Genomic DNA, 22,771 nt, shown 5'->3' with positions numbered 1-22,771 from the left:
GTTCAAAACTTCTTTCTCTATCCTTTATTACTTATCACTTTTTTGTGTACATTTGCACTGAAAGCGAAAAATCAAAAAAAAACAGAGAGAATCCCGGATATGGAGAACTATATTGTATCAGCTCGTAAATACCGTCCGTCCACATTCGAATCGGTGGTGGGACAACGAGCGCTGACTACTACATTAAAGAATGCAATCGCTACCCAAAAATTGGCTCATGCTTATTTGTTTTGCGGACCGCGTGGGGTGGGAAAGACTACTTGTGCGCGTATCTTCGCCAAAACCATCAACTGTATGACGCCTACTGCGGATGGTGAAGCCTGTAACGAATGTGAATCGTGTGTGGCTTTCAACGAACAGCGGTCGTATAATATCCATGAACTTGATGCTGCCTCCAACAACTCGGTGGACGATATCCGTCAATTGGTGGAACAGGTACGCATCCCGCCACAGATTGGCAAGTATAAAGTATATATTATCGACGAGGTGCATATGCTCTCAGCCTCCGCTTTCAACGCATTTTTGAAAACATTGGAAGAACCTCCCCGTCATGCCATCTTTATTCTTGCTACGACGGAGAAGCATAAGATTCTTCCGACTATCCTTTCCCGTTGTCAGATTTATGATTTTAACCGGATCAGTGTGGAAGATACGGTGAATCATTTATCCTATGTTGCTGCAAAAGAAAATATTACGGCAGAACCCGAAGCTCTGAACGTCATTGCGATGAAAGCGGATGGAGGTATGCGTGATGCCTTATCTATTTTCGATCAGGTAGTGAGTTTTACGGGAGGGAATATTACGTATAAGAGTGTAATTGAGAATCTGAATGTTCTCGACTACGAATATTATTTCCGTCTGACGGATTGTTTCCTTGAAAACAGAGTGAGTGATGCATTATTGCTTTTCAATGATGTACTGAATAAAGGATTTGACGGAAGTCATTTTATTACCGGATTGTCTTCGCATTGCCGGGATTTGCTGGTTAGTAAGGATGTGGCTACCTTGCCATTGCTGGAAGTAGGGGCGAGTATACGTCAGCGTTATCAGGAACAGGCACAGAAGTGTCCGTTGCAGTTTTTGTATCGGGCGATGAAGCTTTGTAATGATTGTGATTTGAATTACCGTGCCAGCAAGAACAAGCGTTTACTGGTTGAATTGACCTTGATACAGGTTGCCCAGCTTACCACCGAAGGGGATGATGTAAGTGGTGGGCGTGGCCCTAAGCAGACCATAAAACCCGTATTCACCCAGCCTGCCGCAGCTCAGCAGCCGCAGGTTGCTTCTGCACCGTCTGCTCAACAGACTACTGTTCATTCTGCTCCGTCTCCGGTTGCTGCACCATCTGTTTCCAATACTGCCGTGCGTCAGCCGCAAACGTCTGCAACTGCAGGCTCTGCTACTCCGGCGAATACAACTTCTGTTCCGTCGCAAGGGGCGGGAATTTCTTCGACTACCAGGGAGGAACGGAAGATTCCTGTGATGAAGATGTCAAGTCTGGGCGTATCTATTAAGAATCCGCAACGTGATCAGGTTGCTCAGAATGCAGCCAAGACTAATGTTGCCCAGACGCAAACTCAGCAACCGGAAGAAGATTTTATCTTCAACGACAGAGACTTGAACTATTATTGGCAGGAATATGCGGGACAGCTCCCCAAAGAACAGGTCGCTATCGCAAAGCGTATGCAGGTGATTCGTCCGGTATTATTGAATAATTCGACTACTTTTGAAGTAGTGGTTGATAATGAAATTGCCGCTAAGGATTTTACTGCTTTAATACCGGAACTGCAGACTTATCTTCGTGGAAGATTGAAGAATAGCAAGGTGGCGATGACAGTACGGGTGAGTGAACCTGCAGAAACGGTTCGGGCGGTTGGCCGTGTTGAGAAATTCCAGATGATGGCTCAGAAGAATCAGGCGCTGATGCAACTGAAAGATGAGTTCGGGTTGGAATTATATTAAGGTACTGACCTCTATCAGATTACCATCCGGATCTCTGAAATAAATGCTCCGGATGGCTCCTTGGGCACCTTGACGCTGTACAATACCGCATTCTATCTCTATTCCCTTGGATGTTACTTCTGCTTTAATATCTTCTATGCTCCCATCTGCCAGTAAGCAGATATCAGTACTTCCGAAGGTAGGGCATTTGGCAGCAGGGAGGAATTGTGCTTTCCCTACATGTAGATTGATTTTTTGATTGCCAAACTTCAGGGCAAAGCGCTGGTGGCTAGTATCGGCTTCCATTCCTAATATTTCAGTATAGAAATGGAGGCTTTGGTGTATGTCGGATACAGGTATGACAATATGGTCAATACTCTTGACTTTCATGTTAATGTAAGCGTTGATTCATTCTGTCGCCATATCCGTCGCTATATCTTTCTTCCGGCATGATGATCCATAGAATCAAGTAAATGATGACTCCTGCAAAAGCAGTGAAGATGGTAGCCAGTACATAGACTATTCTTACTAAGGTAGGGTCCCAGCCCAAGTATTCGGCTAAACCACCGCATACTCCTGCTATCATTCGTTCTTTTCTGGAACGGGTCAGTTTTTTGTTGTTTTCCATAAGGTTTATTGGATAAATAAAAAATAAGTCCTGTAAAGCAAAAGATTTACAGGACTTGTTTTTGAGTATTTCTTTTTTTGGGGGGGAAGACCGGACTCGAACCGGCGACATTCAGAACCACAATCTGACGCTCTAACCAACTGGATCCCCTTGTTATCAACTTGTTAATTATCTCTTTGTAAGTTTAGAGGTCAACAATAGGTCAACATTGACTTACTTTGCAAAGTTAATCATTATTTTTTATATCAAGAAGTTAATCACAGTTTTAAATTATATTGACGAGTCAATGAAAGTTACAGATATTTAGATAGAAAGAGATTTTGTGACTGAAAATAAGGCTAATTCTAAAGTTATAAATTTATGTGTTTGGTAAATGAGTTAAGTTATTATTTATATAAAACTAGAAAGTCATAATAAATAATGACCATTTGATAAAGGAGGTTATTTCTATTAGTAATCTTCTTTTACGCTATAAGTAATTTAAAGATTATTGAACAATAATTCCTTATTTTATTTAGATTATTTGTAGTCAGCAAACAAAATTTTTCAAGATTTCCGCTTTTCATAAATTTCTATCCCTACAACATCTATACTTTTAGCTTTGTTATTATTCGTAACTTTGGACATAGCAGATAGATTAGATAATTTCAAATAAATATAATATATGTATCAGAAGATGTTCCATTAGTCCAAAACCTATTATATTTATTGCATAATTTTTTTAATAACAAGTAAGATGTTAAGAGTAGTAGCATTTATGAAGCAGGTAGCCGACGGGCTACAGATGGAGGGAAACTTTGGTACTGCGCATGTTTATCGTAGCAGTCTCAATGCCATCATTGCTTATCGTGGGAAAGGGGATTTTACGTTCAATGAAGTAACCCCAGAGTGGATAAAAGGCTTCGAGATTCACCTTCGTGGCCGGGGATGTAGCTGGAACACTGTTTCCACCTATTTACGCACATTTCGTGCGGTCTATAATCGTGCGGTAGATTGTCGTGGGGCTGTTTATGTACCGCATTTGTTTCGTTCTGTATATACCGGCACCCGTGCGGACCGTAAGCGTGCATTGGATACCGAAGACATACAGAAAGTATTCACCAAATTGCCGCAGTCGTCTGCAGTGACATCTGACATGCGTCGTACGCAGGAACTGTTCGTTTTGATGTTTCTGCTCCGTGGTCTGCCTTTTGTCGATCTTGCCTATTTGCGTAAAAGTGATTTGCACGACAATGTTATCACTTACCGCAGGCGGAAGACCGGGCGTCCTTTGTCAGTGACTTTAACTCCGGAAGCGATGGCTATATTAAAGAGGTATATGAATCGTGATACGTCATCTCCTTATTTATTTCCGTTATTAAATAGTCGGGAAGGGACGAAGGAGGCTTATCACGAATACCAGTTGGCACTCCGCAATTTCAATAGGCAACTGATGTTGCTTGGTGAAATGTTAGGACTGGGGGATAAACTTAGTTCGTATACTGCCCGCCATACATGGGCAACGACAGCTTACTATTGTGAAATTCACCCAGGCGTTATTTCTGAAGCTATGGGACACTCTTCGATCACAGTGACCGAGACGTATCTCAAACCCTTCCGGAATAAGAAAATAGATGAAGCCAATAAAAAGGTGGTGGATTTTATAAAGCGCTCAATGTCAGTGGCAATGTGTTGAATTTAAGCCTGTTACTTCATAGGTAACGGAGCTAAACAGCGTTGCAAAGATGGAGATATTTTGGAAAACATGCAAACAAAAAAGATATTTTTTCTGATAAACTACTAAAAAAAGAGAAATAACACGATAAAACAGAGGATTTCTTTTTATTAGACCTTTATAACCTTCTAATTATATTCAAAGATTTCCCTCCCCTCTGCCTCCTCTTTGAAGCAGGGGTAAATAAGTTTCATTACTAAATCATACAGTTTTTCATAAAGAAGGCTTCATGAGAGCCAGGACAAAGGTTTTCCCGTTACCTATGAAGTAACGGGAAAAAAGTGTTGGGAATATATTTCTTGTCCATACTAAGGAATCATGGATACAGGTAAAACGAAAAGAAAAGGAGGTTACATTAATAGAATGAAAAGGGAAACACAAATGGCTTTTGGATCAAAAACGAGAAATTATATTTTTATTTTTTAATTTATAAATTAAAATTTTTTTTATTATGAACAAAAAGTTTTTAAGTGCAATCCTGTTTGGAGCATTACTTGCGTCTACCACAGGAACATTTACATCTTGTAAAGACTATGATGATGACATCAATGGTCTGAGCGAACGTGTAGATGCAATCGAAAAAACATTGGGCGAATTGAATACTAAGTTTGGTTCATTGGCTTATGTGAAATCGGTGTCTTTTGCAGATGGAAAGTTAGTAGTAACAGATCAGAATGGAGATGCTACTACTTATAATATTCCTGATACAGACACTAATACTACGTATACTTTGAATGTTACTCAAGATGGTAATAAGGCTACTATTACCTTGACTGATGATAAAGGTAATGTTCAGACTAAAGAAATTGAATTTACGGATACTGACACTGATACTAAGTTTGATCCGTCTGCTTTAGTAGTAGGTAAGGATGGTGTGACAATTGAGTATAATGGTGAAGCTACAGGTGTTAAACTTCCTACTCTTGTATCGAATGCTTTGAGTGTAACAGAGTTCACTAAAGATGGTGTTACATATGGATGGGCTGTAAGATGTGGCGATTCAGAACCTGTTAACTTAATGATTACTGATATTCTACCTCTTACAGGCTTTAGCTTTGAACCTGATGCCATTCTTGGTGGTGTGCCATCTATGAAAGCATTGAGTGTAGAATATAATGCTTGGGGTGAAAAAACTAGTTGTGAACCTGCTACTGCTACTGGTGAGGTTTGGAGGCAATCTACTGATAAATCATATATATCTCCAGTTATTGTTGGTAAGTATTATTTGAATCCTTCAAGTGCTACTAAAGATCAGATCGTTTCTATTGAAGTACTTTCTAGAGATATAGAATATATTTCTAAGACTAGAGCTGCTGATTGTGCTCCTAGCGTTGATAGTTATTCTGTAAAAGATGGTATGTTGACTGTTAACTTCAAGGCAAATGCTGAATTGATTAAGGCCGTTGAAGCTTCTGAAATAACTGGATTCAAGATTCGGGTTAAAACAAAAGCTGGAAATACAATTACTGATCAGGACTATAGAGGGGTATATGCGACTAAATATACTACATTAGTTTTGGCTGATAAGAAGAAAAAAGCTGCTAACCCAACAAATCATGATTTATATGGTGCTAATAGCGGAACAGCTAAGGTTGCTATTGATAAAATACCTGATTATGAGTTATCTTACAAGTCAACTACTGGGTTGGATATGAAACCATTAGTCGTTACTTGTTATAAAGATGAAGCTACTAAAGCAACTCATCAGACCATGTCTGATAAAGATATTGAAAGCTTAGGATTGCATTATGAGTTCCATTTATGTAATTATATTCAAGGTGATAACGGAACTGCACAAAATGATTATGCAAAAATTGTAGACGGTGTTTTGTATCCGAAATTGTATAATGAAACAGGTACTCCATATGCAGCAGTTGGTCGTATGCCATTAGTTCGTGTACAGTTGATGACAAAAGATAATCAGGTTGTTAGCACTGGATGGATTAAAGTTGAAATTGTTAAGGATAAGATTCCTGCAGAAGAAGTTGAATTTGACTATCCGGCATTTACTAACCAGTGTGCTAATAAGGAATTTAAGTTGACTGTGGAACAGATGAATGTGAAAGTATATAATAAACTTGGATTAGATAGAACTCAATTCAATAAAGAGTATACAATTAAGCAGATTTCAACAGTTGAGGGAGAAGTTAACTATGGTAAAGGCGATGGTACTGTTGCTTTGGTTTCAGATGCTGATCCGACTACAATGACTGACTTATTGACTTGGACAGTTACTCAGGCAGATATGGCTGCTGCATTGGCTAAGGATGGTACATTAACAACAGTTGTTACTTATGCTGCTAACGATCCGAAGTCTCGTGGTGATGTTACTATTACATTTACTTCTAAAGTTAATGCTATTGATGCTGTGACAATTCCTGATAATAATAAGATTAAAGAATATTGGGATGCTAATAAGGAATATGTTCGCTTGAATGTTGCAGTTCCTGATGGTAATAATACTTGTACATTTGTAGTTGACTTGGATAATGTATTTATGGGTAACAAGCCTGCTATTGGATCTGACAAATATAAATATGTATTTGCTGCTAAGAACATAACTCGTACAGATGCTGTTGGCTTGAGTGGAACTAAATATGTTTTGACTCTAAGTGATAATGCTGAAACTTTATATGCAAATGGAGAAGAAGTTGCAACTATTAAGGAGACGACAGGTGAAATTTCTTATGCAAATACAGATGAGGCTAAGGATTTGTTGAATGTTGCAAGTCATAGTTCAGTTCCTAATGCATTCTATGCTTGGATTAATATTAAGGCTGTAACAGGTGAATGTGAATTAGAATTGCCTATTACTAACGGTGAATTCAGAGCATTCTTCTTGCGTCCGATTAATGTAGCTGCAGGTGCAGGTAAGTTCCAGGATGCTGTTGATAACGGTTCTACTGTTAATATGCTTGATTTGTTGAAGCTTACAGACTGGAGAGATTATGAATTTAGCCCGAAGACAAATAAGATTTACTTTAAGTTCTATGAAGTTACTGCTATTTCTGTTGATCTTGATGAAATTACAACTGACTTGAACGGTGGTGATATTAATACTCAGAAATTGAGTTCTGTAACGTCAGAGTTGAAAGTAACTCAGGATGCTAAGACATTTAAAGTTACTGAAATTCCTACTAGTCCTGCTGCTAATGCTTATGGTACTGTAACTTACAAGAATAATGGTACTGCTGTAGGTGCATTCAACTTGAGATTGCCTGTAACAGTAACTTATAAATGGGGTACAGTTAAAGCTTATGTAACAATTCCAGTTGAAAAGACTCAAGGTAACTAATCCTTTTATTAAATATCATGAAGCGCTTCTCTCTGATGAGGGGCGCTTTATGTTTAATATTAATCTATTATGAGCATAAAAAGAATACTATTAATAGGAATATTGGCAATCAGTGTGTTGCCGGTTTCTGCTCAAGAACAACGTGTAAAGGAACCTGGTAAAACAGTGTTCAAACCTCATTGGTTTATTCAAGCACAAGTAGGAGCTGCTCATACTGTTGGTGAAGCAAAATTTACTGACCTTCTATCTCCGGCAGCTGCTTTTAATGTTGGTTATAAGTTTGCTCCCGCATTCGGTGCACGTATTGGTGTCAGTGGATGGCAGGCAAAAGGAGGATGGGTTAATCCGCAGCAGAACTATAAGTATAAATATCTGCAAGGTAATGTGGATATTATGGCTGATCTCAGTACTTTGTTCTGTGGTTTTAATCCGAAGCGGGTGTTCAATGGTTATATCTTTGCCGGTGCAGGACTGAATCGTGGTTTTGATAACGATGAAGCCAATGCGCTTGATACAAGAACTTATGAGTTGGAGTATCTTTGGCAAGAAGGTCAGATTCTTCCGACAGGTCGTTTCGGTCTTGGTTGTGATCTTCGTTTGAATGATCGTTTGTCCATTAATATTGAAGGAAATGCGAACGTATTGTCTGATAAGTTCAACTCCAAGAAAGCTGGTAACTGTGACTGGCAACTGAATGCCCTTGTAGGTGTAAGCATTAAACTGGGTAAAAGCTATACAAAGACTGCTCCTGTTTATTATGAACCAGAGCCTGTGGTAGTGGAACAGCCTAAACCTGCTCCTGTAGTAGAACAACCACAGCCTAAAAAAGAAGTGGTAGTAGAACCTATGAAACAGAATATCTTCTTTGCCATCAACTCTGCAAAGATTCAGGATGATCAGCAATCTAAGATTGCTTCTTTGGTTGACTACATGGAGAAACATCCTGCAGCTAAGGTAAGTGTAACAGGTTATGCTGATGTTGATACGGGTAATCCTAGAATCAATAGTAAATTATCAGAGAAGCGTGCTAATAATGTTGCCGAAGCTTTAAAAGCAAAAGGCATCGCTGCAGATAGGATAAAAGTTGATTATAAAGGAGATACTGTGCAGCCATATAATACTCCGAAAGAAAACCGGGTAAGTATTTGTATTGCTGAATAAGTTTTATGAAAAAGATTTCTAAACAATATACCCTAATTTCCCAAAGAGAGTTTTCCCCACTTCTTTATATATTCAGTTTATATAAGGTGCTCTCTCTGGGACTTCTAAGAAGTCCGGACTTGTGAAAGCCCGTATTTCTGCAATAATAACCCTTTCTTCACCTAAAAGTGAAGATTTCCCTTAGGAAATGGTTGAAAGCAGTGCTTGTGAAAGTACACTTTTCATATATCCATTTCCAATACGAGGATATCTCCCTTTTCCCACGGATATCCTCTATCATACGAAACGAGGCTAGCGCATTTTGAGTTCAGCCTCGTTTTTATTTTAAGACTCCTCCTATTCAAAAAAAGACATATTACTTTCTTTATAATTTCTCCCTTTCTTACCCCTCAAACTCTTATAGATGAGAATAAATTGAAGCACAAGAATTGCACCGGTACTAAATGGTGCATATAAGCTTCAAATAACATAAAACAATTTCCGGGTTGATTCCAATACTTAGAGATCATTGGGCGATTCAATTCGAAGGATAGCAGCCGTACCAGTAATTATCACAGCTACAATCTGGGTAATGAAAGTATGACAGCCTATCAAAGAGCCAAGTCAGGACGAAGAGTCTTGATAACGGCTCTTTATTTTTTTTCTTCCCCTTCCCTCTTCACCTTATCCTTATATATGGCAAGAATAAAAGACAAGAGAACAAGAACATATTATTAACCAACAACAAAAAACAAGAGAAAAATGAAACATTTAATGAAAGGAATCAGAATCGCAGCATACATTACTGAGATCATCGTGGCAGGTTCAACTATTGTGGAATTTGTAGAGAAATACAGCAGCAAAAGGAAGAAAAAGGATGCTGCAAGTAAAGTTGATACAGGCAATGTAGCAACTGAAAACCCATAGAACGTCTAGTGAATGGATTATGATAAGGCACAGGACGTAATTATAACCATCCTTGAGGTAACAACATCCATGCTCAAGGAAATAAAGAAGCTAAGAGGAATATTTGTAAAAGCAAAGAAATAAACCTCTTGGCTTTTTCTTTTTATTGGATTTTTTATTGAAGCCAACACAACAGAGGTGATTTTAGAACACCTCAGGAACGATTGTATTATACCCACCTTTGCCAAAGACAACGAGGTATGTATTTCCCATCCAAGCTTCATCGAATCCGTCTATGAAGTGACCAGAGACTTTTATTACGGAGAAACGATTTGCAACCCGGAGATAAGAACCTCCCATATTGTCAGGGGACGTATCCCGGAAGCGATCAACAAAAGAGTGGACAGTTGTTGGAATCAGACAAGACTATGTACTACGAGCGCATGATTTTCAATATCGAGATCCCCAGCATATGCGAGGAGGTAAACGGAAACCGCCTGAACCTGTGTATCACCGGTTGCAGGAGCTACGCCAGGGAGAACCTAAGCGGAAAGATGACAGCCCAGAGATTCAATCTGGCAATCGGGTTCCTGAACCTGGCCTGTACTAATCAATGCTTGTCAACAGACAGGTATAAGGAAGAAATACGGGCAACCAGTGCGAGGGATCTGTAACAATTTACACTGGACCTGTTCAGTCAATACAACGTAGCCAGGCATATTCACCTGATGCAATCGTTGGGTGATACCATGCTGAGTGAACACCGGTTCTGCCAGATTCTGGGGAGAATGAGATTGTATAACTATCTTCCACAGGCACAACAGAGAGAACTGCCACGGTTGTTAATAACCGACAGTCAGATCAATAACGTGGCCAGGGCATATATCCATGACGACAACTTTGCCGGAAATAACGGTGAATTGAGTATGTGGAAATTCTATAACCTGATCACCGGAGCCAACAAGAGCAGCTATTTGGATACATTCCTGGGCCGTAGTGTAAACGCGACGGAAGTATCAGTGGGACTGACAGAGGCACTGAACGGAAGGGACATGGCATATTCCTGGTTTATAGAATGACCGGGAGAGTGTGATTGATACGATTAATATCCGGAGAGGGTATCACCAATGAGAGAAACGGTGGTATCCTCTTTTGGGGTTTAATGACCATTTAAAATTAAAGATTATGATGACGATATTTATAAGGGATTATTCCCACAGATTGAGACATTCCAGCAAGAAACAGGATAATAATGCAGTAAAAACAAAGACAATCGGAAACACACCCGAAGTTGCCTGATTTGACAACTGGTCTGCATCCTCTTATATGAGATTAAGGGAAAATATCCGTTTTTTCTCTATAGTGGATGAGGATAACTTCCATAATACCTATCTTTTTATAAGGGAAAAGATAATGGGCGGCGAAGAAAGGATAGAAAACCTGGAAGCCTATTTCTTCAGGTGCTATCGGTATAAAGCGATGACAGAGATGAGAAATGAAAACCGTTACGTTCATCCCGAAGACGATTTTTTTATAGATTCAGCTAGGAGGAGACAAAGCCATACCTTTGGGGCCTGAACCGTTGTGAAAGACTGGCCAAGGACGTATTAAGATATATCAGGGGCAGGTTCTCCCGGCAGGAGTACAGGATGTTCATGCTACGTTACTACAGGCAGCAGTGCTCACTCAAGGTCCTTCCGAATACACGGGACTGCCGCTTTCCGAGGTCATGAGGAAAAACAGACGGCGCTGGAATCATTGAGGTCCAACAGCTACTTCATGGAACGGTGTGAGATGCTTTATGTGTACGAATAACGATAGAAAAGGAGGTGAAAATGAAGCTATTCATATATAACAGAGAAAAATGCATATCCGGTACAACATCAGCAGGACAGAGAAGTATCCGGATGGACAGAAACGGATGCATATTCCTAAGCAGTGCGCTTGTTCAGGAATTAGGATTAGAGGAAGAAAGTATAACTGTACTAGTTGGTGACGAAGACGATCCGAGGCAATGGTTCCTATGCATTGTGGATGATGAAGGCGGTTTTCCGGTAAGGCTGAAAAAGAGAAAACGGTAACAGCAAGGGAGTGCTGGAAGAATACTGTTACGGGGCTGTTTTCAATTGCAGCTATCTATGTCATAAGATTCTGGATAACGTTGGTGCGGACAAGTCGGCTACCTTTATGCTGGCTACGGCACCGGTGGAAATGGAGGGGTTGAAGTTATACAAGATACTTACTTCAAATCCCATTACCAGGCCTGACAGGAAATATGTCAGAAAGAAGGACAAAGCACAAATGGAAATATAAGAGATTTGCGGTTATATGAAAACAGAGAATCTCATATAGCCGAATATCTGTAATAATCAGGATTCTGTGAGAAAACCGGGTATATTAGAAAGTCGGTTCTCACAGGATTTCTTTTTTATGAATTCAAATTTATTGTTTAACGAATACTGAACGATCGTTGGGTATTCGAGAAGCGAATAAAAAAATGTTAAATATGAATATGAAAACAACCTATATAGCGTATTTGAGACAAAGTATACAAAAACAGGAAATCTCAGGACTTGGAATTGAGGCACAGAGAGAAATTATACAAAATTACCTAAAGGAGAAAAAGCCGGTTTCTGAGTATATCGAAACAGAGAGCGGCAAGAAATCTGACAGACACAAACTTACGGAAGCTTTGGAAGAATGCAGAAAGAACGGATCTATCTTATTTATAGCCAAACTGGACCGGTTAAGCCGGAATGTAGCTTTCACCAGTAAATTACTGGAGAGTGACGTGGAAATCGTGTTCTGTGATTTTCCCCAGGCTAACAAACTGGTTCTTCATATCATTTCGTCAATAGCGGAGTATGAAGCGAACTTTATATCACAAAGGACTAGACAATCCCTGAAGGTCAAAAAAGCGAGGGGTGTCAAACTGGGAAAGCTTGAAAATCTAATGAATAACCTTGAGCAGGCTATTAGGAACAGTAACAGAACCAATCATCAGAAGGCCCTGGACAATCCCAATAACAAAAGAGCGGTTGCGCTACTAAAAAAGCTCGTGCAGGAAGAAAAAGACCTGTCTGAAATGGCCAGAATATTGGATAAGGAGGGATTTGTAACAGCCCGGGGATGTCAGTTCAGAGCATCACAAGTGAATATATTAATCAGAAGGTATAATCTGAAATAACTATAAAAACAATAAGTAAGGGAGAATATGTATAATGTTTTCTCTTACTTTTTATTCTTCTTCTACTACCAAAAAAATCAAATAGTATATAAGAGAGGAAAAAAGGTTACTATCGTTGTTTTTTTTGTTTTCAGGATATTATAGGCATAGGGTAAGGGAATCTGGTAATATAAAAGAGTGTTCCGGGTAATATTGATGGAACAGGATATGAGAGTTATTTGAAAGTTGTAAGATTTATAGTTTCTTTCCCTACCTCAGAAAAGAAAAGAGAGGGGAATGGGAAAAATATAATGAGCAGTATAGACAAGGTTGAGTAATCTAAGTTTTATTCTGGTATTTCATGAAAGTCAAAACTCTCTTTTCAACAGAATCCCCCCTGTTATAGCTATATGAACTGCACTCCTAAAGTTTTGTGTCCAACTTTTGGGGTGCAGTTCAATATGTGACAAGGGTAATTCTCATATTTTAATTTTACCTCGTATATTGTTTATTAAGTGAAAATTTTCTTTCTTTGCAAAAAAAGATATCGTATGAATTCAATCTGATAATAACTGGAAGTATCCGTTCTGTTTGGTTCAGAGGGCATTCCTTATACTTCTTATTTGTATATAATTTCCCTTCAAGGAATGGGGGTAAAACAAGATTCGCGATTTATGAAGATGTTTAAAGTTATGGCTGCTTTTATGCTGGGGATAGCTTTCTGCTTGGGGTTCACAGCTTGCAGTGACAATGACGAGAATGGTAATGGTAACGATGGCGACAACACAACTACAGTGGTCAATCCGGAGAAAGTATTTACAGGTGGGCTCCCCAAATCTGTCTCAGGCATGTCTATCTCCCAAAATGAAGAGGGATTGGTGACAAGCATTACAACTGATGAGGGCGAAAAGGCCGTCTTCGAATATTTTCCTGTTACACGGGCGGAGGCTTCAATAAATTCAGCCAGAATAACAGTGACGGACGAAAACGGCGATGTGACCGAACTAAACTTGCAGCTCAACAGTGATGGCTATGTAAAATACTGCAAATCAATAGACCACGCCGGTACTCCCGACGCTGATGAGTTTACTTGGGAGATGGAATACGATACTGAGGGGCATTTGATTGAAATGAGACGTTCCGAAAGCGATGGTGAGTTAACGAAGATTACTTATAAGGATGGTGATGTGGTGGCTACTTTCACCCAATCCTTCTTGGATGATGGTGGCAAGGATATAAATGGTGATGGGAAAATTGATAATCAAGATATATGGCCTGACACTAAAATTTACTATACAACAGATGAGATTACAACTCCTATAGAAAACAAGGGATGTCTGATGATGTTTGACGAATTATTGGATGTAGACATGGACGAAATGATATATGCTTACTATGGAGGTATGCTCGGCACGGCTACAAAGCATCTGCCGCTTAGGATGCATGCTCCCTATGCACATGACTCACAGGGATTTTATTTTAGTGACTATGATTTTAAATGGACGTTAAATTCCAATGGTTACCCAACGGAGTTGATAGTGAAAAGACCTGGAGAAGGAACGTGGGAAGACAGATATTCATTTGCCTGGTAAAACTTGACCAACCTGCTAATTTTTGCTCTTGGTAAATATTTATAAGGAGAGAGGCTAAAGCATGGCTTGGCTTCTTTTCTTTTTTTTCTTTATTGGGTAAGTCGTAGACAGAAGATTATACGATAGTAGATACATAGCCGAAGGGGGAATATTTTATTCACAAAAAATGTACTTCTATTATAAAATGTACACGATTTGCACAACTTTTTATTCCACTTTCATCTCCCTACTGGAGTTATGTATGTCGTTTCACTTTGTTCACTTACTTTTCGCCTTCAGCTAACCCCACGGAAATAAGAAAGGACCTCTATATCCCTAGACGAGAACAGAAGCCCTTTCAAAACAAAATAAACCAGACTTTTATTACCATTATTATTCGAGATTCACACCTCTAATCCAATCGTATAAAATTGCACAGAAATAATTTGATTGGCAATTCTTTTATTTAGATTTTTTATACATATCACAGAAAAATAAAGCGAGAGGAATCTGCTAACTTCTATTGCGTCAGACACCCCCCTATCTTTTTACAAAAAGAGAAATCTAATAATAGAAATCTGTTATTCTAATTTTTTATTATGAGTAAAATACTAGCATTGTTTTTCTTCTTCAAATTCAAAATATTTGTAATATTGATGACTTGTATACATATGTTGTAATATATAGTGTAACCCCGGGAATGATTATTCAGTAACAACAGCTTTTAGTTATGAAAGTATAGTTTTTCTTAATGAGCAGTGTGATAGCAATATATAAAAGTTGTAAAAAAGACGATTTTAGTGAATTTATCCTTACCTTTGTATGTATGGGTTATTATACCTGAACGACAATAAGAGAAACATGCAGATACATAATAAATTCCGATTATAAAACACCTTATTATATTGAATGTATGTCGATATGGAGCAGATTCATAGGAACTAGAAAATCAGAGGAAACCAATAATGTCATCGGTAATCAAATCCATATGTGCCATATGATGCCCTCACGTTATGCCATAGTAGATGTTGAGATTGGTTTAAAGGACCATAAGATTCATGATATTGGTGCACTCCGTCATGATGGTGCAATATATCATAAAACTTCTAAAGAAGAACTATTTGAATTTCTTAATGACGTAAACTATGTCTGTGGACATAATATCATTCATCACGATGCCAGATATCTGTTCACAGATGAAGCATGTCGCTGGCTTCTGGTCGATACACTTTATATCTCACCTTTATTGTTTCCGGAACGTCCTTACCACAAGCTTGTGAAAGATGACAAACTGATAAGTGAGCAGATGAACAATCCGGTAAATGATTGCGAAAAAGCAAAAGATCTGTTATTAGACGAAATAACACGCTGGAATTTATTGCCAAACGAAAAACGCAGGCTATTTGCCTCGTTGTTAAAGGACAAGAAAGAGTTTGAGGGCTTTTTTAGCATGGTGGGAGCGGAATATATCAATGAGGGGGTATCTGAACTAATAAGAAACCTTTACGTAGGGAAAATCTGTCAACATGCAGATCTTGACATGTTGGTCAGGCAACATCCTTGCGAATTGGCATATGCATTGGCTCTAATTGCCACTACCGACTATCGTTCTATTACTCCCGGATGGGTACTCCACAATTATCCCGGAGTGGAATTTGTAATAAAACTCCTGCGTCATGCCAGTTGTAACGAAGGCTGTGTTTATTGCAATAGCCAATTGGATGTGCTCCATAACTTAAAAGCATTTTTTGGATATGGACGATTCCGTACATATGAAGGCGAGCCACTTCAAGAGCAAGCTGCTCAGGCCGCGGTGAAAGGTAAGTCATTGTTGGCAATATTCCCTACCGGCGGTGGGAAATCGCTTACTTTCCAATTGCCTGCACTTATGGCAGGCCGTTCTGTACATGGACTTACGGTTGTTATCTCGCCATTGCAGTCGCTGATGAAAGACCAGGTAGATAACCTTGCGGATAGGGGGATTACTGATGCTGTAACCATTAATGGTTTGTTAGACCCTATTACAAGGTCACTGTCAATACAAAGAGTACAAGACGGAGAAGCTTCGCTTTTGTACATATCTCCTGAAATGCTCCGTTCAAAGACCATCGAGAGAATATTGATGGGACGCCACGTTGTGAGGTTTGTGATAGACGAGGCACACTGTTTTTCTTCATGGGGACAGGATTTTAGGGTTGATTATCTTTATATAGGTAAATTTATTAGTGAATACCAGCAAAAGAAAAAATGCAAGGGCCCGATACCTGTGTCTTGTTTCACTGCTACGGCCAAACAAAAAGTAGTGCAAGATATCTGTGATTATTTCAAACATACATTGGATTTAGACTTAGAGTTGTTTGCGTCAACGGCTTCAAGAACGAACCTGCGTTATTCCGTCATATATGCTGAAAGTGACGATGATAAATATTTAAAACTAAGGGAACTTGTGGCTGAATCCGATTGTCCGACAATTGTTTATGTATCACGTACCAAACGTACAGAAGAACTGGCTATCAAATTAACCCGTGATGGTTATAATGCATTACCTTTCAATGGCAGGATGGAACCTGATGAAAAGATTGTAAACCAGGATGCATTCATGAATGATCAAGTACGCATCATTGTGGCAACATCAGCTTTTGGCATGGGAGTCGACAAGAAAGATGTCGGTCTTGTAGTGCATTATGATATATCCGATTCGTTGGAGAATTATGTTCAGGAAGCAGGCAGAGCCGGTCGTGATCCCAGCCTCAGCGCACGTTGCTATGTGCTTTATAGTGACAACGACCTAGACAAGCATTTTATATTATTGAACCAGACGAAGCTAAGTATTAGTGAGATACAACAGATCTGGAAAGCTATAAAAGACCTTACCAGACAACGCATGAAAGTCAGCTGTTCTGCATTGGAAATTGCACGTCAGGCAGGTTGGGACGATTCGGTATCCGATATTGAGACACGTGTTCGGACAGCTTTAGCGGCTTTGGAACAAAGTGGATACTTGGTAAGAGGGAGTAATATGCCTCATGTATATGCCACAGGCATTACGGTAAGGAACATGGATGAAGCAAGAAAACGTATATCAGCATCGCTGCTCTTTGGCAGTGACGAAATAGAAAAGGCAGTCCGAATCATTAAATCATTAATATCCCAGAAATATATTGCCAAAGCTCAAGATTCAGAAGCGGAGTCGCGGATTGATTATCTGGCAGACATTTTGGGAATAAGCAAAAGAGAAGTCATATCCGTGGTGGAACGAATGCGACAGGAAGGCATATTAGCCGATAGTAAGGATATATCTGCTTATTTGTTGGATACAGGTGACTCGGAAAGAAAATCACAAATACTCCTTGAACGTTTTGCAAAACTCGAACAATATATCCTTACCCACATTCCTGACGGGTCTTTGCGGATATCATGCAAGCAACTGAATGACAATGCTGTGAATGACGGAATCAATACATCCAAAGAAAAAGATATCCGTACACTACTCTATTTTCTTACCGTTAAGGGATATACTCGCAAGAAAGAGGATGAGGTCCACAATATGGAAATCAGTCGTCTGGCAGATATGGAATTAACTATCAAACGTTTTGAAAGGCGATTGGAGGTGAGCCGTTTTGCCATAGAATGGCTATACAGGCTAACCGCTGATACAGGAAAGGGGAATAAGGCCGTTCAATTTTCTGTAGTAGAACTTTTAAATCAAATAAAGTCAACTCCCCAATCTTTTTTTAGTGGGTTTGACAATCTACAGTTGGAAGACGTGGAGGAAGCACTTTTATATCTGTCAAAAATCGGTGCGCTCAAACTCGAAGGCGGCTTCTTGGTCCTTTATAACACCATGAATATACAAAGAATAAAGGATAACAAATCGAGATATAGACAGGATGACTACCGGATGCTTAATGAATTCTACAAGCAGAAGATTCAGCAAGTTCATATTGTGGGTGAATATGCTAATCTGATGGTAAAGGATTATAATTCAGCTTTGCAATATGTTCAGGACTATTTCCAAATGGACTACAAGAAATTTGTCACCAAATATTTTAAAGGAGAAAGAATTAGTGAAATACAGCACAACTTGACACCACAGAAATACAAACAATTGTTTGGTCAGCTGTCCAAACGTCAAATGGAGATTGTTGCCGACAAGGATTCACGTTGCATCGTTGTCGCGGCAGGTCCTGGCAGCGGAAAGACACGTGTACTAGTCCACAAACTCGCATCACTTCTTCTGCTTGAAGATGTAAAACACGAGCAACTTCTGATGCTAACGTTTTCAAGAGCAGCCGCTACAGAATTCAAACAAAGACTTATGGAACTGATAGGCAACGCTGCTCACTTTGTTGAAATAAAGACATTCCACTCCTATTGTTTTGACCTCTTGGGGCGGATAGGAAACCTTGAAGATGCCAAAAATGTCGTAGCAAAAGCTACCGAGATGATTAATCAAGGAGAAGTGGAACCAAACAAAATAGGCAAAACGGTACTGGTCATAGACGAAGCTCAGGACATGGGCGTTGAAGAATATGCACTTGTAAAGGCCCTTATGAATAAAAACGAAGAGATGCGTGTGATAGCAGTAGGCGATGATGACCAAAGCATTTATGAATTCCGTGGGGCCGATTCCGGATATATGTACCAGCTGTCACAGGAGCCCGGCAGCAAGTTGGTCGAGATGACTGAGAATTATCGCAGTGCGCACCAACCAGTTAATTTCGCCAACGAATTTGTGCGAGGTATCAGTAAAAGGATGAAAAGCACACCAATTATCTCAATGAGGGAAGAGGATGGTTGGGTTGGTGTGACACGCCATCAATCAAAGTATATATTTCAGCCGCTCGTTGAGGAATTGATTCATTATCGGGGGAGCGGTACCTCGTGTGTGCTCACCCAAACGAATGAAGAAGCTGTAATCTTGGTAGCTCTTTTGCGGAAATATGGCATAAACAGCAAGTTGGTACAGTCTATGGATGGTTTTCTTTTCTGGAATATGGCGGAGATGAGGTATTTCTTGAGGTATCTGGACAAACGAGTGAGGACACCTCTAATTCCAGAGGAATTATGGAAAGACGCCAAACATGCAACCTTTTCCGCCTATGACAGGAGTCAAAGTCTGACATATATAAAACGTTGTGTACAACTGTTTGAACAAACCAACAAAACCAAATATTTTAGTGATTTCAAAGAGTTTGTCTTTGAGTCATCAGTGGAAGATTTCTGTGATGTTTCAGGCGCAGATGTTGTGGTATCGACTATTCATAAAGCTAAGGGGAGAGAATTTGATGACGTATATATGCTCATATCTGATAATTATTCGAAAAATGTTCATTTGATGCGCCGGTATTATGTGGGAATGACCCGTGCAAAAAAACGATTGTTTATACATACAAATGGCGATTGCTTTAATCACTTAAGTGTGGGCCAGTACCATATCAGCACAAAAGAGTATGAAATGCCAGAAGAAATAGTTCTCCAACTCTCTCACAAAGATGTTTATTTGGGATTTTTCAAAGAACTTAAGCAAGAGGTATTGGCATTAAAAAGTGGAGATTTTTTAAATTACAACAATTTCGTTTTGTATAACATCCTAACTAAAAAACCGGTAGCGAAGTTGTCACAAAGCATGCAGATTACATTGTCAGAATGGCAAGACAAAGGTTATAAAGTGAAATCCGCATCTGTTCGATTCGTTGTGGCATGGAAGCCCAAAGATGCACCGAAAGACGGACCGGAAATAGCTGTCTTATTGGCAGATTTGCTTCTTTCCTTGTAATCAAAATGTATGACAGTTACTTCTTTCAATAAATAGAACGATGGCCGTATCTCAATTCGAAGTAAAATAATCCAAGCAAAATCTGTCACGAGCAAATTTGAATAAATATAGGGTATCAAATTTCAGGAATAGCATTTGGTCTCAATACCGTATTTTAGAATATTCTAAAATCTAAGGGATTTTTTTTGTTATTACAAAAAAACAATATGTTTTTGTAATATTCTTCGTACATTTTATCCTCTGAAATGTGGCAAATATTTTTTTCTGTCGTATTTTTGCAGTGTAAATATCTATAATATAGATACCAATGGATCAATTTTGATACAAGATAATAGAAGAATCATGGTCTAAAAAAAGGCTGTGTGATTATTTGCTTGTTCTTCAGAAGGAGGATTGTTCATCTTCTGAGCAATACATTCTGTCTTTCTTTGAAAAGTTGTTTGCCCTTCTGGTAACTTCTTATATGAGCCAGGATTTAGAGAGAGGTGATAATTATTTGCAGCGGGCTGCTAATGGATTGAGTAATGAAACTTTATGGAAAACCGCAACAAAAATATCTATGAATGTTCCGGGTGTTTTAGGCAAGAGCGTAACTTTTGTTTCCGTCTATCTGGCCTTGAAGTCTTTCTCCAATTATGTCCGTTGGCGTGATTACAGTCTTACGCATAAAACGATTCTTCCTTTATCCGCATTATTTCTTGAGTTTATCCGGTGTATTATAAGTTTTCCTGTTTATGACAAATATCTTGATTTTATAACCTTGATCTATTCTGCGCATTATTACCTTTATGATGAGGAGTCTCCCTAATTTTCGGATTTTATATTTGATATGCTCCGATCCCGGGATTGTAAGGTGAATGACAGATTATACGATGATTTATGTCATTCGTCTTTTCTCTATGAGATACAGACTGAATTCCGTGATTATTGTGTCAGAAAAAATATAAAGGAGCAGTCTCTCTTTTTAATGGATCCGCCTTCTCCGCAGGAGCCTGTCTCTCCGTCCGGCCCACAACTGGATCCTACTGCCCCCTCTTCCTGTGGTACTTCAATCAGTAAGAAAGACTATTTCCCCAACCTGTCATTGGATGAGAGGAAGATCCGTATCCTTTATAATGCATTGATAAGGAACGGCTTTATTTCACCTGATACCGATTATTCCGTTTTTCATTTTCGTTTTTCCGGTAAGAGCAAGCCTGTGGAGACATCGCCCGTATGCTGGGACAAGAAAAAGAAGGAGCTTGCTTATCTGATAAAACGTTTGACTCGTAAGGATATTCATGATCCGGATTGTAAAGATGCTACCAGCAACGATGTCTACTCCAAAACTAAAAAGTTCTTTATAGTCAAAGTAGAGAGTGGCGTCCTTCCGATAATCTTAGTGACATGGCTTCTAATTTGAATTTTGCGGACAAAGAAATGGTTGATGGCCTGTTGGATGAGCTTTTTGAATGCAGCTGATTGTTTTTTGATCCCCCTTTTTATTTCTGCCGGTTGGAAGGAATGGCCGTTTCTCTTTTTTATAGGGAAGCGTTCATCTTGATGTCTGAGGATACTGTCCGTTGATTCTCTATTTCCCTTTGATACCGCATACCCTTTATCACAGTATGCACAGTTTTGGGTATATTTCTGTTTCTATCCACTTTCTATCGTTCGGATATTGTTTCTATCATCGTGCCCAAATGCTTCTATCGTTTCTATCGGGGGGTATATCGGGGCCTGTAAATGCTTATTTTCGCACACACTAACCAAAAACACAATATATGATGAAAATATTAGATCCGATCAGGATTCTTGAAACCATTGAAAAGCTGGGTGCCAGAAAGAGCATCAAATACGCTTTCATAGGGACAGGTTGCATACTGGTTGTTGTAGTTCCTATTTGTTATGCTATTACGTCCGTCAAATCTCGCGGTAAGAGTAAGGAGCAGAATAATGCATCTGCGAACAAACAGGGGGAAATTAAGTGTACTTCTGAATGTAAGATACGGGGGAAGGATCAGACCCACGCCCATCGTATGGAGGAAAATGCACAAGTTCACGAACATCATATGGAAGAGATTGAAGCCAAGAAAAAGGCTGACATTGAAAAAATGGAAAAACGTGATGAACTTCGTAAGGACAGAGATGCGGAAAAAGCCAATCAGCCCCTTGTCGGTCTCCATTTGAACGGCATACCTGAAAGCTACCACGAAGCTGTGAAAAGCGGTACTGTTCATGTCAGCCAGGAAAGGAGTCTTGGATTCTCCTGGCTGCGGGAGGGGTATGATACCGGTCTTGCCGGTCCGACCGACTGTGGAAAATCAGTTTTCATTATGCAGGTTGCTACGGCTTTGGCGCGAGGTCGTTGTGATGTAAACTTGTCTTCAGAATGGCATGACATACCACCGATGTCGGTTGTCATGTTCTCTCTTGAGCAGAGCAACCATGAGATAAGGGAGTATTATGACTCCGTTATTGATAATTTGTCTACCATCAAATTATATGCCGGAAGCCAGATAACCCCTGCCCATATTATCACTATCATTAAGGAAGAGCTGGAGAAAGCCGGTGGCTTGGGAGTGGTTGTCATTATTGATAACTATACCAAGCTTGAAGGACAGTCGGGTGTCAAAGCCATGAGGTAATTTT

Annotated in this window: 16 protein-coding genes and 1 pseudogene; 14 read left to right on the top strand and 3 right to left on the bottom strand. The window is 39.4% G+C overall.

The window, feature by feature from the left end:
* Positions 1-99: 99 nt before the first annotated feature.
* Complete coding sequence (locus tag K6V30_RS21735) at positions 100-1,962, top strand: DNA polymerase III subunit gamma/tau (RefSeq protein ID WP_055271611.1); 1,863 nt, start codon at positions 100-102, stop codon at positions 1,960-1,962.
* Here the strand turns inward: K6V30_RS21735 and K6V30_RS21730 are convergent.
* Positions 1,954-2,331 carry a VOC family protein gene (locus K6V30_RS21730; protein ID WP_055271613.1) on the bottom strand — a complete coding sequence of 126 codons (378 nt, stop codon included), beginning with the start codon at positions 2,329-2,331 and terminating at the stop codon, positions 1,954-1,956. The two genes, K6V30_RS21735 and K6V30_RS21730, sit on opposite strands and share 9 nt — an antisense overlap.
* A 1-nt stretch (position 2,332) precedes the next feature.
* On the bottom strand, positions 2,333-2,569 hold the full coding sequence (locus tag K6V30_RS21725) for a PspC domain-containing protein (protein WP_022302161.1): 237 nt from the start codon (positions 2,567-2,569) through the stop codon (positions 2,333-2,335).
* Between the two features lie 736 nt (positions 2,570-3,305).
* Between K6V30_RS21725 and K6V30_RS21720 the strand changes: the two genes are divergently transcribed.
* The 5 genes and pseudogenes from K6V30_RS21720 to K6V30_RS21700 all read left to right on the top strand — a co-directional run bounded on the left by K6V30_RS21720 (position 3,306) and on the right by K6V30_RS21700 (position 10,703).
* Positions 3,306-4,244 carry a tyrosine-type recombinase/integrase gene (locus K6V30_RS21720; protein WP_168166610.1) on the top strand — a complete coding sequence of 313 codons (939 nt, stop codon included), beginning with the start codon at positions 3,306-3,308 and terminating at the stop codon, positions 4,242-4,244.
* A gap of 490 nt (positions 4,245-4,734) precedes the next feature.
* Positions 4,735-7,578: a hypothetical protein gene (locus tag K6V30_RS21715; protein WP_224207202.1), complete on the top strand. Its 2,844-nt coding sequence runs from the start codon at positions 4,735-4,737 to the stop codon at positions 7,576-7,578.
* Positions 7,579-7,647: 69 nt separating this feature from the next.
* Positions 7,648-8,739: an OmpA family protein gene (locus K6V30_RS21710; protein WP_117615718.1), complete on the top strand. Its 1,092-nt coding sequence runs from the start codon at positions 7,648-7,650 to the stop codon at positions 8,737-8,739.
* 741 nt (positions 8,740-9,480) lie between these two features.
* Positions 9,481-9,645: a hypothetical protein gene (locus K6V30_RS21705; protein ID WP_168166626.1), complete on the top strand. Its 165-nt coding sequence runs from the start codon at positions 9,481-9,483 to the stop codon at positions 9,643-9,645.
* Between the two features lie 177 nt (positions 9,646-9,822).
* Positions 9,823-10,703: pseudogene (locus K6V30_RS21700) on the top strand (DUF3871 family protein).
* Positions 10,704-10,956: 253 nt separating this feature from the next.
* On the opposite strand, the gene K6V30_RS21695 reads toward K6V30_RS21700, so the two are convergent.
* Positions 10,957-11,139 (bottom strand): hypothetical protein, encoded by a 183-nt coding sequence (locus K6V30_RS21695; RefSeq protein WP_139147291.1) that lies wholly within the window; start codon positions 11,137-11,139, stop codon positions 10,957-10,959.
* 320 nt (positions 11,140-11,459) lie between these two features.
* Here K6V30_RS21695 and K6V30_RS21690 point away from each other — a divergent pair, with 320 nt between their 5' ends.
* The 8 genes from K6V30_RS21690 (at position 11,460) to K6V30_RS21655 (ending at position 22,767) form a co-directional block, all read left to right on the top strand.
* Complete coding sequence (locus K6V30_RS21690; protein ID WP_055271829.1) at positions 11,460-11,705, top strand: hypothetical protein; 246 nt, start codon at positions 11,460-11,462, stop codon at positions 11,703-11,705.
* Positions 11,706-11,715: 10 nt separating this feature from the next.
* Positions 11,716-11,937, top strand: a complete 222-nt coding sequence (locus tag K6V30_RS21685) for a hypothetical protein (protein ID WP_055271827.1) — start codon at positions 11,716-11,718, stop codon at positions 11,935-11,937.
* Positions 11,938-12,121: 184 nt separating this feature from the next.
* Positions 12,122-12,811 carry a recombinase family protein gene (locus K6V30_RS21680; RefSeq protein WP_371441479.1) on the top strand — a complete coding sequence of 230 codons (690 nt, stop codon included), beginning with the start codon at positions 12,122-12,124 and terminating at the stop codon, positions 12,809-12,811.
* Positions 12,812-13,464: 653 nt separating this feature from the next.
* Positions 13,465-14,382: a DUF4595 domain-containing protein gene (locus K6V30_RS21675; protein WP_055271825.1), complete on the top strand. Its 918-nt coding sequence runs from the start codon at positions 13,465-13,467 to the stop codon at positions 14,380-14,382.
* A gap of 892 nt (positions 14,383-15,274) precedes the next feature.
* Positions 15,275-20,140 carry a RecQ family ATP-dependent DNA helicase gene (locus tag K6V30_RS21670; protein WP_070752808.1) on the top strand — a complete coding sequence of 1,622 codons (4,866 nt, stop codon included), beginning with the start codon at positions 15,275-15,277 and terminating at the stop codon, positions 20,138-20,140.
* A gap of 463 nt (positions 20,141-20,603) precedes the next feature.
* Positions 20,604-20,948, top strand: a complete 345-nt coding sequence (locus K6V30_RS21665; protein WP_224207201.1) for a hypothetical protein — start codon at positions 20,604-20,606, stop codon at positions 20,946-20,948.
* 45 nt (positions 20,949-20,993) lie between these two features.
* The gene (locus tag K6V30_RS21660; RefSeq protein WP_141758192.1) at positions 20,994-21,542 is read left to right on the top strand and encodes a hypothetical protein; all 549 of its coding nucleotides are present in this window, start codon (positions 20,994-20,996) and stop codon (positions 21,540-21,542) included.
* Positions 21,543-21,903: 361 nt separating this feature from the next.
* On the top strand, positions 21,904-22,767 hold the full coding sequence (locus K6V30_RS21655; RefSeq protein WP_117615709.1) for an AAA family ATPase: 864 nt from the start codon (positions 21,904-21,906) through the stop codon (positions 22,765-22,767).
* Positions 22,768-22,771: the final 4 nt, after the last annotated feature.

Origin of the sequence: Bacteroides faecis (genome assembly GCF_020091505.1) — a bacterium.
Taxonomy (GTDB): domain Bacteria; phylum Bacteroidota; class Bacteroidia; order Bacteroidales; family Bacteroidaceae; genus Bacteroides; species Bacteroides faecis.
This window is presented reverse-complemented; position numbering and strand designations above follow the sequence as displayed.